The following is a 14,887-nucleotide window of genomic DNA, read 5'->3' as shown; positions in this document are numbered from 1 at the left end:
CCCACGACTGCGGCGACAAGATCGGCCTGCTGAAGGCCAATGTCGCCCTGGCGCTGAAGCGTCCCGACCTCGGCGAAGCGGCCCGCAAGGCGATCTCGTCGCTGCTGTAGGCGAAGGCGGAAAACACCCAAAGAGAAAGGGCCCCTCTCCGCCGGAGAGGGGCCCTTTTTGCTTCAGTCGCCGGAAGGCCTCACACCGTGCGGGGCGGATAGCCGTGCTCGCGCAGGGCGTCGATGACGTCCTGGGTGTGCTGGGCGTCGCGCGTCTCGATGGTGATGTCGAACTCCGCGCCCTTGGCCGGAACATCCAGCGCCAGGCGGTTGTGGTTCACCTCGATGATGTTGGCGCCCATCGTGCCGATCACGTGCGAGACGGTCGACAGCAGGCCCGGACGGTCGTCGCCGACGATGCGCAGGGACACCAGGCGCTGGGCCCGCACCAGTTCGCGGGTCAGCACCGAGGCCAGCAGGCGGGTGTCGATATTGCCGCCGCACAGGATCAGGCCGCACTTCTTGCCGCGGAAGCGCTCGGGATAGGCCAGCAGGGCCGCCAGCGAGGCCGCGCCGGCCCCTTCGGCGATGGTCTTCTCGACGTTGCAGTACAGCGAGACGGCCTGCTCCAGGTGCGGCTCTTCCAGCAGCAGCACATCGTCGATCAGCGGCCGGGCGACGCCGTAGGTCAGTTCGCCGACCTGCTTGACTGCGACCCCTTCAGCGATGGTCTGGCCGCCGCAGTGGGCCTGCACGCCGCGCATCTTGGCGGTGAACGAGGGGTACATGGCCGGCTCGCAGCCGACGATGCGGATATCGGGCTTGACGGCCTTGGCCGCGGTGGCCACGCCGCTGATCAGGCCGCCGCCGCCGATCGGCACCGGCAGAATCTCCAGGTCGGGCGCGTCTTCCAGCATCTCCAGGGCGATCGTGCCCTGGCCGGCCATGATGTCGTAGTCGTCGAACGGATGGACGAAGGTCAGATCCTGCTCGGCGCACAGCTTGCGCGCATGGGCGTTGGCGTCGTCATAGGTCTCGCCCTCGATGACCACGGTGGCCCCGAAGTCGCGGGTGTGCTGCACCTTCACGAAGGGAGTGGTCTTGGGCATGACGATGGTGGCCGGCACGCCCAGGCGGGCGGCGTGATAGGCCAGGCCCTGGGCGTGGTTGCCGGCGCTGGCGGCGATGACCCCGCGCTGCTTCTCGGCGTCCGACAGCAGCAGCAGCTTGTTGAGCGCCCCGCGCTCCTTGTAGGCGGCCGTGAACTGCAGGTTCTCGAACTTCACCCACACCTCGGCGCCGGTAATCTTCGAGAGCGTCCGCGAATAACGGCACGGCGTACGCTCGATGTGGCCGGAAAGGCGGGCCGCGGCGGCGCGGATGGCGGTGATATCGAGGGTCATGACGGCGTCCGACTTTTGGAGACGCGGACCCTAGTGCGCGTCTCGCCAAAGCGAAAGAAGGCGGGAGGAAAAAGGGGCCTCAGGCCCCCTTCCCCAGCCGGTCGGCCCGAACCTGCTCGTAGAAATCGACGTCCTCGGCCAGGGCCTTGCGCAGATCGGCCAGCAGGCCGGGATCGCCGAGGACCGCCGCCCGCTCCGCCGAGGTCGGCGTGGCGTTGAGGTGGATCTCGTGCGGGATCGGGAACCCCGCCATGCCCGACAGCGTCGTGAGGTCCTCCACGCGCCGGTCGTGGAAGCCGATGAAGTCGAAGTCACGCATGTCGAACCCGCCGAAATAAGCGGGGAAGGCCTGGCCGGCGGTGGCCCTGGCGTGCTCGAGGACGCTGGGCTTCTCGGCCAGGAACCGCAGATGGTCCGGGCTGTTGGTCGGCGGCAACGTCTTCCAGAAGAAGTAGACCGAGATCAGCTTGTCGACGGGGTCGCGCAGGAACGTCGTCAGCACGCGAACGGGATGGGCGGCGTAGCGATCGGCGCGGATGTGACCCTGCACCGCCAGGATATTCTCGGCGAGGTTCGGCGGGTCGGAGACGTCGTGGGCGGCGTTGCAGGGATCATGCTCCAGATCCCAGAACACCCGCTCCTGGTAGTGGTCGGCCAGGGCCTTTGAAATGGAGGTGCCGCCGGCCTTGGCGAAGTGGACGTAAACAAAATCCAAGGGGTGGAACGACATAGAGCGACCTCTGAAGAGGCGCTGGGGGAGCCGCAGACGCCCCCCCCGGACGATCCCGCAGCGGTTACTTCTCCGCCAGCACCACGAACTGCATAGGTCCGAGATAGCCCAGACGCGACGACCAGTAAAAGTGCAATTGGGCGTTCTTGAAGCCCACGCCGCGCATGGTGTCGAGCACGTCCCACCCGAAGCGCTGGAAGCACAGCACGCCGTCGGTGAGCGGATCCCCGTGGTACTCGGGCTCCATCAGGTGAGTGATCTGGCCCTTGTCGTCCATGGTGGCGCGGATGACGGTGCTGGGGTCGTTCACGTCGAAAGGCGCCGTGAACAGGAACTTGCCGCCGGGCTTCAGCACCCGGTGGACTTCCTTGAGGCCCAGCTCGTAGTCCGGCACGTGCTCGAGCACGTCGAAGCTGAGAACCCCGTCGAAGCGGTTGTCTTGGAACGACAGGCGCGTCAGGTCCTCGAACCGCACGCCCGCGGAGTTGTACTTCCCGGGCTTGGTGCCGTCGTGCAGGAACTCGCTGCCGATCATGTTGGGATGCCGCGCCTTCAGATAGGCGAACATCGGCGTGATCTGCTCGGTGATGTAGAGTTCCGAGCCCGCGTCGGCCTGCATCACGTCCTGCAGGAACTGGATGGCCGCGCGCATGCGGTTGTTCAAACCGCAATGCGTGCAGTTCATGTGTTCGCGCCAGTTCGGCGCGCGGCGGCCGGTCTCGTCAGCCGGCCCCGCGTGCGCGAAGGTGACCGTGAAGGCCGTGGGGCGGCGGCAGATGCCGCAGTAGCCGGTCGTGAAGAACGGCTCGACGGGCTCGACCAGCGACATCTCGAACTCGTGCCGACGATCGATCTCCGGGCCCATGTAGTCCAGGAAGCCCAGATACTGGTCGTAGTTCGAGACGGCCGCAGCCCAGAACGGAGGAACACTCATCAAAACCCCACGGCTTACGGTTACACACACATGCTCGAAACGGTGAGCGTCAGGAGAGAATGATCGAGGATCCAGAGTCGTCCATGCGAATCGGTATCAATTGCCGATCCCTTAGCACGGTCTGCACCTTGGATTGAGCTTCCGGCGGCACCAGAAGCAGGAAGAAGCCGCCGCCGCCGGCGCCGCACAGCTTGCCGCCGAGCGCGCCAGCCGCCATCGCCGAATCGTAGATTTCGTCGACCTCGGGGGAGGAGATCGCCTTGGACAGGCTGCGCTTGGTCATCCAGCCATCGTTCAGCAGGGCGCCGACTTCCTTCAGCACCGCTTCGGGATCCGACCGCTCGAGCACGCCATGGGCCTGGCCCGTCAGCGCGTACAGGTGGTCGAGCTCCTTGATGATCTTGGCTTCCTTGGTGTTCTTGATCTGCTCTTCGACCACGACCGAGGCATAGCGCTGGACGCCGGTGTGCACGAGGAACATCGAGTTGTTCAGCGCGTCGCGAACCTCGTGGTGCAGGCGCACCGGGAAGATCGAGAAATCGTCGCCGTGGAACTCGTAGCGATTGAGGCTGCCGTAGGCCGCGTGGGTCTGGTCCTGGACGCCCACGTTCTCGCCGAGGATATCGCGCTCGAGGTGGATCGCCAGGGAGGCCAGGTCATGGCGCGTGTACTGCACGCCGTTCAGATGGCCGAGCAGCTTCAGCAGGCCCACGGTGAACGACGAGGACGAGCCCAGGCCGCTGCGCGACGGCAGGCTGGTCAGCACGCCGAAGTTCCAGCCCTTCGGGATGTCCAGGAGATCCAGCGCCGCGCGGAACACGGGGTGCTGGATCTCGGAGACTTCCTGGACTTCCTCGATCTGGCGGTAAGCCAGACGGTACGAATAGCCTATGAAACGTTCGAGCCTGATAGCGCTCGTATAGACGTACTTGTCGATCGCGGTGCCCAGGACGGCGCCGCGATATTGGCGGAAGTACTCGGGATAGTCCGTGCCACCGCCAAAAAAGCTGACGCGCAGCGGCGTGCGACTCGTAATCAGGGCCATTGCGGAACCGACTCCAGGGCTAGAACTGCACGAATGAGATCAGCGGGTGAGGAACCGCTGGGCCGTGACGCGTTCACGCCAGTAGTCGAGGAGATCCTGCATGGTGGTCTCGAACGGAATTTCGGGCTTCCAGCCGGTGTGGGCCTCGAACTTCGCGGTGTTCGGAACCTGCAGGTCGGCGTCGATCGGGCGCAGGCGATCGGGATCGATCTCGATGCGGATCTCTTCCTTGTGGGTCGACAGCGAGATGAGCTTGTTCAGCATCTCGTCGATGCCGCAGGTGTAGGTGCCGCCGATGTTGTAGTACTCGCCGGCCACCGGGTTGTGGGTCACCAGCATGTAGTAGGCCTTCACCGCGTCGCGGACGTCGGCGAAGGTGCGCAGCGACTGCAGGTTGCCCACCTTGATGACCGGCTCGATCAGGCCGGCCTCGATCATCGCGATCTGCTTGGCGAAGGTCGATTCAGCGAACACGTCGCCGCGGCGCGGCCCGGTGTGCGTGAACATCCGGGTGGTCATGACCGTCATGCCGTAGGCTTCGGCGTAGTAGCGGCCGACCAGGTCGGTGCCGACCTTGGAGATCGCGTAGGGCGAAGCCGGGTGGAAGGTGCATTCCTCGTCGATCGGCAGCTTTTCCTTCGGCACCCGGCCGAAGACTTCCGACGACGCGCAGACGTGGATGACGGCCTTGGAGCCGTTCAGACGCAGCGCCTCGAGCACGTGGGCCGTGCCCTGGATGTTGGTCTCGAAGGTGTCGAGCGGCGCTTCGAAGCTGGTCCGCGGGAAGCTCTGGGCGGCCAGGTGGAAGACGTAGTCCGGCTGCGACTTCAACACGACGTCGTTGATCGACAGATAGTCGCGCAGATCGCCGTAGACCAGGTGGACGCGATCCTTGGCGTTGATCCGGTCAAGGTGCTGCTGGATGTTGTCGAGCGGCGAGCGCCAGCGACACATGCCGTAGATTTCCCAATCGGTTTCCTCGAGCAGGAAATCCAGCATGTGCGACCCCACCATGCCGGTGACGCCGGTGATCAAGGCACGCTTGCGCATCGATCCATAACCCTTCTGTTGTTCTTCGGCGGGAAAGGTCCTTCGCAGGACCTCCCGGCTAGTAAGATTGCAATTGTCCGCCGAAATCAGCGCCGCACGTGCGGATAGTTCTTCGCGTACCACTCATAGGTGCTTCGCAGGCCAGCCTTAAGGTCAAACTGGGGCTGGAAGCCGATCGATTGCAGCTTCGACAAGTCGTAAAAGCGGCGCATCTGGCCGTCGGGCTTGGTGGCGTCCCACTCCAGCTCGACCGCGCCGTTAGTCACCTCGACGAGGCCCTCGACGACGTCGCGGATCGTCACGACGACGCCCGAGCCCATGTTGACCGGACCGGTGAGCTGTTCGTGGCTCATGATCAGGGCGCGCGCCGTGTCGCTCGAGAAGCAGAAGTCGCGCTCGGCGCGGCCGGTGCCCCAGACCGTCACCTTGCCGCCCTCGGTCAGGGCGCGGTGGAACTTGGCGACCAGCGACGGGATCACGTGGCCGTTCTCGGCGTCGAACAGATCGCCCGGGCCGTAGAGGTTGCCGCTGATGGCGTAGACGAAGTCCAGCTCGTACTGCTGCTGATAGGCGACCAGCTGGGCCAGCATGGCGCGCTTGGCCTGGGCGTAGGCCCATTCCGAACCGTGCGGCGCGCCGTCCCAGACCTGATCTTCACGAAGCAGGCTGCCGCCCAGGCTTTCCGGATAGACGCAACCGGTGCCCAGCGCCGTGATCTTGCGCACGCCGAACCGGCGGCAGGCCTCGATCACGTTGATGTTGATGAGCGCGTTCTCATAGAACATCTCGCCGGGGAAACGCGTGTTGCCGCCCAGGCCGAACACCTTGGCGGCCGGGTGGAAGACGTGCACCGGACGATGTTGCTCGAAGTAGTCGAAAACCGCCTGCTGATCGAGGAGGTTCAGTTCGCCACGACGCGGCGCCAGGACCGTCTCGACTCCGCGCGAACGCAGCTCTTCGACCAGGGCCGAACCAACCAGCCCGCCCGCCCCGGTCACCAGGACCGAGTCAGTGGTCGCTATTTCCACGCTCATCAAGAACTCCTACGGACAACATAGTTCATCGCGCCGCCCAGAAGCTTGGGATGGCGCAGGGCTCGCCCGAGCAGGTGAGCGAAGACCTTGAAGGTGCCGGACATGTCGATCTTCAGCGCCTGGGAGACGAACTTCACCGGCGACCCGCGCTGGTGCAGGAACATCACCGTGCAGCGCTTCATCGACTCGTCGAAAGCCTCACGATCGACGCCGCGCAGCCCGCCGACGATCTGGATCGCGCGGAAGTACTCGAACGCCTGGCGCTCCAGCCGCGTCTCGGCCCGGGCCGTCCGGCTGTGGTGGCGGAAGCCGTTGCCGGTCCACGGATCGAACAGCACTTTGCCCGAGTTGGCGAGGCGACCGACGAAGAACCAGTCCGCGGCCAGTCGATAACGGTCGAGCTTGTCGTCCACCGCGGCCTGGAAGCTGTCACGGCGCATCAGCACCGAACTCATGTTCGGCACCGCGTTGCCGAAGATCTGGTGCCGACTGTTGAAGTCGGCCCCGTCGATGACGGCCGCCTTGCTCCAGTCCTGACCTTTGAACTGAAGGCTCAGGTAGTTGATCGTGTGACCGATCTTCTCGTCTTCTTCGTCGATGTGCCAGGAATTGCAGTAATAGAAGGCTGCATCCGGGTTGGCGTCCATCGCGGCGACGGCGCGTGAGAGGAAGCCCGGCATCGCCAGGTCATCGCTTTCGGCGATCCACACATAGTCGTACTTGCCCGCGATCGCGGCCGCGTCCCGCCAGGCCGAGAACGGACTGCCGGAATTGCGCTCGCGGATCCGCACGGTCACGTTGTCGCCGGACAGGCCCCTCAGGTACGCGGCCGTGTTGTCCGTCGACCCGTCGTCGATGACCAGCAGATCCAGGCCCTCGTAGTCCTGGGTCAGGATGGATTCGATGCGCGCCTTGATGAAGGGGCCATGGTTGTACGACGGGACAAGGACCAGAACCTTGGACGTAGCCATGCCCTACAACCCGTACAGGGCGGCGATTTTGTCCTTCGACGCCTGCCAGTGGTAGTTGTCCAGGGCCGTCTTGCGGGCGGTCTCGGCCAGGCGCGCGGCCTCGACGTCGTCGCTCAGGATGCGCACGCAGGCGCCGGCGAACTCGGCCGGCGTGTCGGCGATCACGATGTCCTGACCATCGATGTAGCACAGACCGGTGGCGCCGAGCGCCGTGGAGATCGAGGGCAGGCCGCAGACGGCGTACTGGTTGATCTTGCCGCGGAAGCCGCCGCCATGCAGGGCCAGCACCAGACCAGCCTTGGCCTGCTCCAGGATCGGGCTGAGCAACGGCACTTCACCGACGAAGTTCACGCCCTTGTGGCCCTCGGCCTGGATGGCCGACAGGTCGCCGCGACCGACCACGATCAGCTTGTAATCGGGGCAGGCCTCCAGGACCTTCGGATGCACCTGCGACAGGTACCAGCGCAGGCCCACGACGTTCGTATCGCTGCCGAAATAGGCGGCGAAGACCAGACGGTTCTTCTTCTGCTCGAGCGGAACCGGCACGAAGTCGGGCTCCAGCTGCGTGTCGAACTCATAGGGCGACAAGCCGGTCGAGACGAACTCGATCTTGCGCCACGGCGCGAGGCGGCGAAGGAAGCCGGCGTCCGCGTCGGAGACGCAGACCGTGGTGTCGACGTTGCGCGTGATCTTGAGCTCGTCGAGGCAGGTCTGGATCAGGCCGAACACGTCGTGCAGGCTGAGGAAGTTCTCGCGCGCCAGCTTGGCGGCGGTGAGTTCGAAGTACGACCGGGCCAGGCTTTCCATCGGCGTGAAAAGCGACCGCTTGGTCAGAGGCGCGAACGACTTCGCCAGGCGACCAGCCTCGTGGAACTGGAAGTCCACCACGTCATAGGGCGTACGCTCGCCTGACTGTAGCTGGAACGAGTCGAAGGTCAGCTGCCCCGGCTCATCGAAGTACTGGTTGCTGAAGATTTCGCTCAGACCGCTCAGGTCGCCGTCCACCTTGGGGTGCGAGGCGCTGTAGAGGTCGATCTGCAGGTCGGGATTGGCCTTGCGGATCTCGGCGTACATGTCGCGGATCCGCAGTCCGCCGGCGTGCGCGAACGACGGCGCATAGTGGGTGACCAGCAGAATCTTCTTGGACTTGCCGGCGTAGGCACTCTCGGTCGGCCGCACGTTGGATGACCTAAGCTCGTCCATCAACTCGACCAGCCGACGGCCGTTCGGATTGATCCGGAAAAGGTCGCCGTCGACATAGTTCTGAAAATTGGGCTTCAACCATTGGAATACAGCTTCCCGATCGACGGCGGAGCCCGCGGGATTGTCTCGCAGCAACCAATCGATGAATTCTTCAAGAGCTTCGACGTTCAAAGTGCCCCCCCTAATACTGATGCCACTCAACCATTGGCCGGCAGCCCCGCCGGCCAAGATCGCCCGCTCAACGCACCCAGAGCGGACGGCTAGCCACGTTGATTACGCGGCCATCAGTTCGTCAAGTTTGCCGATGTCGACCACCGGGGAGGCCCGACCAGCCTCCATCCGGACCACCTTGTTGCAGTACGACCGGATCGTGCTGACGTCGTGCGAGGCGATCACGAGGATCCGCGCGGCGTCGACCATGCCGGTCAGGCGCTTGTGGCTGGCTTCGCGGAAAGCCGCGTCGCCGACGGAAATCCATTCGTCCATCAGGACGATGTCGGCCGAGACCGACGTCGCGACGGAGAAGGCCAGGCGGGCCTGCATGCCCGCCGAATAGGTCTTCAGCGGCATCGCCAGGTACGGGCCAAGGCCGCTGAACTCGGCGATGTCGTCGAGGCGCTCGTCGATCTGGCTCGGGGTCAGCCCGGCGATCATCGCGCGCAGGCGGATATTCTCCAGCCCGGTCGCGCTCGGATCGATGCCCAAGCTCAGGTCGAGTAGCGAGGCCACCTTGCCCAGCACTTCGAGACGGCCTTCGTCGGGCGCGTAGGCGCCGGCCAGAGCCCGCAGGAGCGTGGTCTTGCCGGAACCGTTGTGGCCGATCAGGCCCAGACGGTCGCCGTCACTCAGGGACAGGCTGATGTTCTGTAGCGCGCTGATGATCGGCGGACCGGAGCGCGAGGCCATCACGCGACCGCCGACAGCCGCCCCCACCAGGTGCTTCTTCAGCGAGCGATGATCAACCGCGTAGACAGGGAAACGGATGCTCAGACCCGAGGCTCGAACGAAGGCCATCGTCGTGCTCCTAAAGGTAGTGGACGACGCGGCGACGGGTCGCGGCGTAGGTCAGCAAGGTGATCGCCCACCCAACGACGGCCATGGTCAGCACCACCGTCAGCGTGCGGGGATCGAGCGCATGGCCCAGCAGGGGCGTGCGCACCGCGTCGAGCATGTAGTAGAACGGATTGAGCGTCACGAGCGGGTGGCCGGCCACCTTCTCGGGCGACCAGAACACCGGGGTCATGAACAGCGCGAACTGCATCAGCGCGGTCACGACCTGAGGCACATCGCGGAAGCGCGACGAGGCGATCGCCACGAGCATCGCGATCCAGGCCAGATTGATCGTCATCAGGGCCAGCCCCAACAGCGACATCAGGCTTTCCACCCCCAGCGGCAGCCGGAAATAGGCGAAGACCGCGACCAGGATGATCAGCTGGTGCATGAGGACGATACAGTTGCGAAGCGTCACCCGAAGCAGGAACAGCGGCACAGGCAAAGACGTCTGCCGCAGGATGCCGGCGGCATCATTGAACGCGTTCGTGCCCTCGGTAATCGTCGATGCGATAAAGCTCCAGACAACCAGGCCGATAGCAATGAACGGCACGTAGTTGCGGACACCCGCCCCGAAAATGTTCGAGTAAAGAACGCCAAGACCAGCCGTCAGAGCAGCCGTAGTAATGGTGATCCAGAACGGCCCAAGGATCGACCCGCGATACTTACCTAGGATGTCCTGATAAGCGAGCGTTCGCGCCAACCGAAAGCGAGCGAAAGATCGATAGAAATCACCCAATCCTTCCTTGCACTCAGAAAAATAACCCTGCGAACTTGAAAGTATCAGGTGGTTTTCTTGCGACATTTCAATAAACTTAGCTTCCGGAGCAAATCTTTTTATCAGAACGAAAATGCGGTCACAAGGGCGCACCCCGCGTCGACGCCTAGGTACACGCAGAGCTAGAGGCGTCAATAAGGCTGACATGCACGGCACGTGAATTTTTTCTGCAGGGAAATCGCGGGCTGGACAGTCCGGGTACGGCCGCAATCGCGCACGCGCCTTTCCGTGTCCCGCGCGCCGGCAAGCCCCTCATGCCCCAGCCCCGTTTCCGTCGGCTCGCCCCTTCATTGCGCCGTAAACGGAACTCGGTTAGGCCAACGTCATGCTTGCTCAGAAATCGATCAACTTCACTGCGGTCAACGATTGGCTGTTTGATCAGGCGCTTCCGTTCTGGGCCGAAGCGGGCGTCGACCGCGTGAACGGCGGCTTCGTCGAGCACCTGACCCTGAAGGCCGAGAACGCGCACGCGCCGTTCAAGCGCGTGCGCGCCCAGGCCCGGCAGATCTACTGCTTCTCGCAGGCCGCCCTGCTGGGCTGGTCGGACGGCGCGGCCGTCGCCGATCACGGCTGGGACTTCCTGCAACGCCACGGGCGTCGCGAAGACGGCGCCTGGGTTCGCCGCCTGGCGCCCGACGGCTCACAGCTCGACACAACCTGCGACGCCTACGACATGGCCTTCGTGCTGTTCGCCCACGCCTGGCGCCACAAGGTCACCAAGGACCCGGCCGTAGAGGCCAGCGCCCTGGCCACGCTGGACGCCCTGGACCGGACCCTGGCCCACCCCAGCGGCCTTGGCTGGTTGGCGGAGGAAGGCGACGCCGGCCCTCGCCAGCAGAACCCGCACATGCACCTGATCGAGGCGGCCATCGAGCTGGCCGAGACCACGGGCAACGAGCGCTTCCAGGCCTTCGGCCGCACGATCGCCGCCCTGTTCGGCGAGCGCATCCTGAACCGCGAAACCGGCGTGCTTCGGGAATTCTTCGCTCCGGACTGGTCGGCTCTCGACACCCCGGCGGGCCGCATCGTCGAGCCCGGCCACCAGCTCGAATGGGCTTGGATCCTCGAACGCGCCGCGCCGATCCTGGAGATCGACATGTCGCGCGAAGCCGATCTACTGCACGCGCACGCCGAAAAGCACGGCATCGCGCCAGTGACCGGCCTGACCTACGATCAGGTCGACGTCGACGGCAAGGTGATCCTCGGCGACCACCGCTCCTGGCCCCAGACCGAAGCGCTGAAGGCCAATCTGGCCATGCTGGAAGGCCGCGGCCTCGACACCCGCGACCGCATCGCCGTCTGCGTGGACAACCTGCTGGAGCGCTACCTGGCGCCCGCGCCGACGGGCACGTGGATCGACCAGCTCGATTCCAAACTGAAGCCCCGCGTCGACAAGATCCCGTCGACCACGCTCTATCACGTGCAACTGGCGTTCACGGAGCTGCTGCGCCTGCAGCCGGCCATCCAGTCCATGGACGCCGACGCCGCATGACGCCGACCCGGCCCGCGGTCAGCCGCGGGCCGAAAGCCGGGCGATCGCCAGCGCGAGCGCCTCGCCCAGGTCGCCGTCCGTGAACAGCACGCCCTCGACCCCGGCGGCGCGCGCGGCGGCCATGTCGGTCTCGCGGTCGCCGACGAAGATCGTCCGCTCGCGATCGACGCCAAACGCGTCCATCAGCTTCAGCAGCATCCCCGCGCCCGGTTTGCGGCATTCGGTGAGCTTGCGATACGCCTCGACCGCGCCCTCCGGGTGATACGGCGAGTAGGCGAAGGCGTCGATGTGAGCGCCTCGCGCCTGGAACTGGGCGTTCATCCAGTCATGCAGGGCGGTGACATCGGCCTCGCCATAGTAGCCGTGCGCGACGCCCGCCTGATTGGTGGCGACGAACGCGTACAGTCCGGCGTCGTTGACCGCCTTGATCGCATCCAGCGCCCCGGGCACCCACTCGATCTGATCGGGCCGATGGGCGTAGTTGACCTCGGCGTTGATCACGCCGTCGCGGTCGAAGATCACCGCGCCCCGACGCACCAGCGCGGGGATGTAGGCCTGCGAACGCTCGAAGTCGTCCGGCACGCCGATGTCGATGAACGGGCGATCATAGGCGCGCCCTTTCATCCGACCTTCGCTCGCCAGGCGCGGATAGACGTCCCGCTCGATCGACACCTGCTCGGCCTGCGGGAAGTCGGCCAGGACGTCGCGGGAAAGGACGGCGACGCCGCCGTTGATGACCCCCTCGCCGACGGCGCCGGTGCTCTCGCCGAAGGCGGTCACGACCTCGCCCTCCAGCGCCACCGGTCCGTAGCGCGACACGTCGGGCACCTTGCGCAGCGCCAGGGTCGCCGTCGCGCCCGAGCTGATGCTCGCGAGGTCCCACAGGTTCACGTCGAACAGCGAGTCGCCGTTCAGGAAGAAGAAGCGTTCATCCAGGAACTCGGCCGCGTTGCGAAGGGCGCCGCCGGTGCCCAGGGGCGAGCTTTCTACGATTAGGCGCACCTGCGGATAGAGGGCGCTGATCTCCGAAAGCTTCTCGGCGCGAAACCCCGCCAGCAGCAGGATTTCCTGCACACCGTGACGCAGCACCTCCTCGATGAGGTAGTGGAGGAAGGGCCGGCCGCCGACCGGCAGGAGCGGCTTGGGCGTTTCCTTGGTCAGGGCGCCCAGTCGGGTGCCCAGGCCGCCAACGAGGACGACCGCCTGCCGGATCGGGGCCTGGCTCATGCTCGCGCCTACTCCGCGGCCGCCTGCGCCACCGCCTCGGCGGTGATGCCGAACTCCTTGTAGAGACGCTCGAACGGAGCCGAGGCGCCAAAGCCCGTCATGCCGACGAACTTGCCGTCCTCGCCGATGAAGCGTTCCCAGCCCTGGCGGATGCCGGCCTCGACGGCCACGCGCACTGGCGCGTCGCCGATCACGGCCTTGCGGTAGGCGGCCGGTTGCTGGTCGAACAGCTCCCAGCAGGGGACCGAGACCACGCGGGTCGGCTTGCCTTGCGACTGCAGGATCTCGCGGGCGGCGACGGCCAGGCCGACCTCGGTGCCGGTCGCGAAGATCGTCACGGCCGCTTCGCCATCGGCGGCGATCAGCTCGTAGGCGCCCTTGGCCACAAGGTTCTCGCTCGCCGAGGTGCGGACGTGCGGGGTCTTCTGGCGCGACAGGCACATCACAGAGGGGGTGGTGTTCTGCTGCAGGGCCACCTGCCAGGCCTCGGCGGCTTCCACGGCGTCGGCCGGGCGGAAGACCAGCAGGTTGGGGATGGCGCGCAGGGACGCGACCTGCTCGACCGGCTGGTGGGTCGGGCCATCCTCGCCCAGGCCGATGGAGTCGTGGGTCATCACGTGGATGACCTTGGCCTGCATCAGGGCGCCCAGGCGGATGGCCGCGCGGCTGTAGTCGGCGAAGGCCAGGAAGGTGCCCGAGTACGGGATCACGCCGCCGTGCAGCGCCATGCCGTTCATGGCCGCGGCCATGCCGAACTCGCGCACGCCGTAGTGGACGTAGCGGCCGGCGTAGTCGGGCGCGTCATAGGCGCCCATGCCCTTGACGAGCGTGTTGTTCGAGCCGGTCAGGTCGGCCGAACCGCCGATCATTTCCGGGATGGCCGGGATCAGCTGGTCCAGGGCCGAGCCCGAGTGGACGCGGGTGGCGTTGACCGGCTTGTTCTCGACGGCCGAAGCGATGTGGGCCTCGAGCTTGGCGAAGGCGTCGGCCGGCAGCTGGCCCTTGACCACCGCGCGGGTGAACTCCGCCCCCTTGTCCGAGGCGGCGACGGCGGCTTCCCAGCCCTTGCGGACCCGGGCGCCGCGGCGGCCGACGCTCTTCCAGGCCTTGGCGATGTCGTCCGGCACGGTGAACGGGGCGGCGTCCCAGCCCATTGCGGCGCGGGCGGCGACGATCTCGCTGTCGAACAGGGTGTAGCCGTGGCTGTGGGGGTCGCCTTCTTTCGGACCGGCGCCCTTCGAGATCAGCGTCTTGCACGCGATCATGGTCGGGCGGTCCTGCTTGGTGGCCCAGCGCAGGGCGGCGGCGATCTTGCCGTGGTCGTGGCCGTCGACGACCTTCACGGCCCAGCCGGCGGCCTTGAAGCGGGCGACCTGGTCACCGGTCTCGGCGATGGTGGCCACGCCGTCGATGGTGGTGTTGTTGTCGTCGAAGAGCACCGTCAGCTTGGACAGCTTCAGGCGGCCAGCCAGGCTGATGGCCTCGTGGCTGACGCCTTCCATCAGGCAGCCGTCGCCGGCGATCACCCAGGTGCGGTGATCGACGAGGTCCTTGCCGTAGACGGCGGCGAGGTGGGCCTCGGCCATCGCCATGCCGACCGAGGTGGCCAGGCCCTGGCCCAGCGGGCCGGTGGTGGTCTCGACGCCCGGGGTGTGGTGAACTTCGGGGTGGCCGGGGGTCAGCGAACCCCACTGACGGAAGTTCTCGATCTCCTTCATCGTCACGGCCTTGTAGCCGGTCAGGTGAAGCAGGGAGTAGAGCAGCATCGAGCCATGGCCGGCCGACAGGACGAAGCGGTCGCGGTCGGCCCAGTCGGGCTTGGAGGCGTCGAACTTCAGGAACTTGCCAAACAGCACCGTGGCCACGTCGGCCATGCCCATCGGCATGCCCTGGTGACCCGACTTGGCCTTGTGCACGGCCTCCATGGAGAGGACGCGGATGGCGTCGGCCATCTTGATCGGCGAGACGGGCATGGGCTCT

The 14,887-nt window shown here is 65.8% G+C and carries 13 protein-coding genes and 1 pseudogene; 2 read left to right on the top strand and 12 right to left on the bottom strand.

All coding sequences use genetic code 11. From position 1 onward, the window contains the following. Window positions 1–110 (top strand): annotated as a pseudogene (locus DDF67_RS12620) (UTP--glucose-1-phosphate uridylyltransferase); the annotation flags it as partial. Between the two features lie 80 nt (window positions 111–190). Here DDF67_RS12620 and DDF67_RS12615 read toward each other — a convergent pair. The 10 genes from DDF67_RS12615 to DDF67_RS12570 all read right to left on the bottom strand — a co-directional run bounded on the left by DDF67_RS12615 (window position 191) and on the right by DDF67_RS12570 (window position 10,215). Further along, on the bottom strand, window positions 191–1,393 hold the full coding sequence (locus DDF67_RS12615) for a threonine ammonia-lyase (protein WP_109101237.1): 1,203 nt from the start codon (window positions 1,391–1,393) through the stop codon (window positions 191–193). Between the two features lie 79 nt (window positions 1,394–1,472). Then, window positions 1,473–2,123 (bottom strand): sulfotransferase family protein, encoded by a 651-nt coding sequence (locus DDF67_RS12610; protein WP_109101236.1) that lies wholly within the window; start codon window positions 2,121–2,123, stop codon window positions 1,473–1,475. Between the two features lie 64 nt (window positions 2,124–2,187). Beyond that, window positions 2,188–3,057 carry a class I SAM-dependent methyltransferase gene (locus DDF67_RS12605; RefSeq protein WP_109101235.1) on the bottom strand — a complete coding sequence of 290 codons (870 nt, stop codon included), beginning with the start codon at window positions 3,055–3,057 and terminating at the stop codon, window positions 2,188–2,190. A 49-nt stretch (window positions 3,058–3,106) separates the two neighbouring features. Continuing rightward, the gene (locus DDF67_RS12600; RefSeq protein ID WP_109101234.1) at window positions 3,107–4,102 is read right to left on the bottom strand and encodes a GHMP family kinase ATP-binding protein; all 996 of its coding nucleotides are present in this window, start codon (window positions 4,100–4,102) and stop codon (window positions 3,107–3,109) included. A gap of 39 nt (window positions 4,103–4,141) precedes the next feature. Then, on the bottom strand, window positions 4,142–5,152 hold the full coding sequence (locus tag DDF67_RS12595; RefSeq protein ID WP_109101233.1) for a GDP-mannose 4,6-dehydratase: 1,011 nt from the start codon (window positions 5,150–5,152) through the stop codon (window positions 4,142–4,144). A gap of 86 nt (window positions 5,153–5,238) precedes the next feature. Then, the gene (locus tag DDF67_RS12590; protein WP_109101232.1) at window positions 5,239–6,186 is read right to left on the bottom strand and encodes a GDP-L-fucose synthase family protein; all 948 of its coding nucleotides are present in this window, start codon (window positions 6,184–6,186) and stop codon (window positions 5,239–5,241) included. Beyond that, window positions 6,186–7,157: a glycosyltransferase family 2 protein gene (locus tag DDF67_RS12585; protein ID WP_109101231.1), complete on the bottom strand. Its 972-nt coding sequence runs from the start codon at window positions 7,155–7,157 to the stop codon at window positions 6,186–6,188. Before DDF67_RS12585 ends, DDF67_RS12590 begins: the two co-directional genes overlap by 1 nt. A 3-nt stretch (window positions 7,158–7,160) precedes the next feature. Next, window positions 7,161–8,438 (bottom strand): glycosyltransferase family 4 protein, encoded by a 1,278-nt coding sequence (locus DDF67_RS12580; protein WP_109101230.1) that lies wholly within the window; start codon window positions 8,436–8,438, stop codon window positions 7,161–7,163. A gap of 195 nt (window positions 8,439–8,633) precedes the next feature. Beyond that, the gene (locus DDF67_RS12575; protein ID WP_109101229.1) at window positions 8,634–9,374 is read right to left on the bottom strand and encodes an ABC transporter ATP-binding protein; all 741 of its coding nucleotides are present in this window, start codon (window positions 9,372–9,374) and stop codon (window positions 8,634–8,636) included. A gap of 10 nt (window positions 9,375–9,384) precedes the next feature. Beyond that, a complete protein-coding gene (locus DDF67_RS12570) occupies window positions 9,385–10,215 on the bottom strand; it encodes an ABC transporter permease (RefSeq protein ID WP_158278041.1) in 831 nt (276 codons plus the stop codon). Between the two features lie 298 nt (window positions 10,216–10,513). Between DDF67_RS12570 and DDF67_RS12565 the strand changes: the two genes are divergently transcribed. Beyond that, window positions 10,514–11,680, top strand: coding sequence for an AGE family epimerase/isomerase (locus DDF67_RS12565; RefSeq protein WP_109101227.1), 1,167 nt, complete (start codon window positions 10,514–10,516; stop codon window positions 11,678–11,680). Window positions 11,681–11,698: 18 nt separating this feature from the next. On the opposite strand, the gene DDF67_RS12560 is transcribed toward DDF67_RS12565, so the two are convergent. Together DDF67_RS12560 and tkt are read right to left on the bottom strand one after the other, a co-directional pair. Then, window positions 11,699–12,907: an HAD-IIIA family hydrolase gene (locus tag DDF67_RS12560; RefSeq protein WP_109101226.1), complete on the bottom strand. Its 1,209-nt coding sequence runs from the start codon at window positions 12,905–12,907 to the stop codon at window positions 11,699–11,701. Between the two features lie 8 nt (window positions 12,908–12,915). Next, window positions 12,916–14,880: a transketolase gene (gene tkt, locus DDF67_RS12555; protein ID WP_109101225.1), complete on the bottom strand. Its 1,965-nt coding sequence runs from the start codon at window positions 14,878–14,880 to the stop codon at window positions 12,916–12,918. Window positions 14,881–14,887 lie beyond the last annotated feature (7 nt).

It is taken from the genome of Caulobacter endophyticus (assembly GCF_003116815.1).
GTDB lineage: Bacteria > Pseudomonadota > Alphaproteobacteria > Caulobacterales > Caulobacteraceae > Caulobacter > Caulobacter endophyticus.
This window is presented reverse-complemented; position numbering and strand designations above follow the sequence as displayed.

What these genes read in the sequence shown, in the direction of transcription:
- DDF67_RS12615 (WP_109101237.1), bottom strand. Translation starts at nt 1,393, where the DNA reads ATGACCCTCGATATCACCGCCATCCGCGCCGCCGCGGCCCGCCTTTCC.
- DDF67_RS12610 (WP_109101236.1), bottom strand. Translation starts at nt 2,123, where the DNA reads ATGTCGTTCCACCCCTTGGATTTTGTTTACGTCCACTTCGCCAAGGCC.
- DDF67_RS12605 (WP_109101235.1), bottom strand. Translation starts at nt 3,057, where the DNA reads ATGAGTGTTCCTCCGTTCTGGGCTGCGGCCGTCTCGAACTACGACCAG.
- DDF67_RS12600 (WP_109101234.1), bottom strand. Translation starts at nt 4,102, where the DNA reads ATGGCCCTGATTACGAGTCGCACGCCGCTGCGCGTCAGCTTTTTTGGC.
- DDF67_RS12595 (WP_109101233.1), bottom strand. Translation starts at nt 5,152, where the DNA reads ATGCGCAAGCGTGCCTTGATCACCGGCGTCACCGGCATGGTGGGGTCG.
- DDF67_RS12590 (WP_109101232.1), bottom strand. Translation starts at nt 6,186, where the DNA reads ATGAGCGTGGAAATAGCGACCACTGACTCGGTCCTGGTGACCGGGGCG.
- DDF67_RS12585 (WP_109101231.1), bottom strand. Translation starts at nt 7,157, where the DNA reads ATGGCTACGTCCAAGGTTCTGGTCCTTGTCCCGTCGTACAACCATGGC.
- DDF67_RS12575 (WP_109101229.1), bottom strand. Translation starts at nt 9,374, where the DNA reads ATGGCCTTCGTTCGAGCCTCGGGTCTGAGCATCCGTTTCCCTGTCTAC.
- DDF67_RS12570 (WP_158278041.1), bottom strand. Translation starts at nt 10,215, where the DNA reads ATGTCGCAAGAAAACCACCTGATACTTTCAAGTTCGCAGGGTTATTTT.
- DDF67_RS12565 (WP_109101227.1), top strand. Translation starts at nt 10,514, where the DNA reads ATGCTTGCTCAGAAATCGATCAACTTCACTGCGGTCAACGATTGGCTG.
- DDF67_RS12560 (WP_109101226.1), bottom strand. Translation starts at nt 12,907, where the DNA reads ATGAGCCAGGCCCCGATCCGGCAGGCGGTCGTCCTCGTTGGCGGCCTG.
- tkt (WP_109101225.1), bottom strand. Translation starts at nt 14,880, where the DNA reads ATGCCCGTCTCGCCGATCAAGATGGCCGACGCCATCCGCGTCCTCTCC.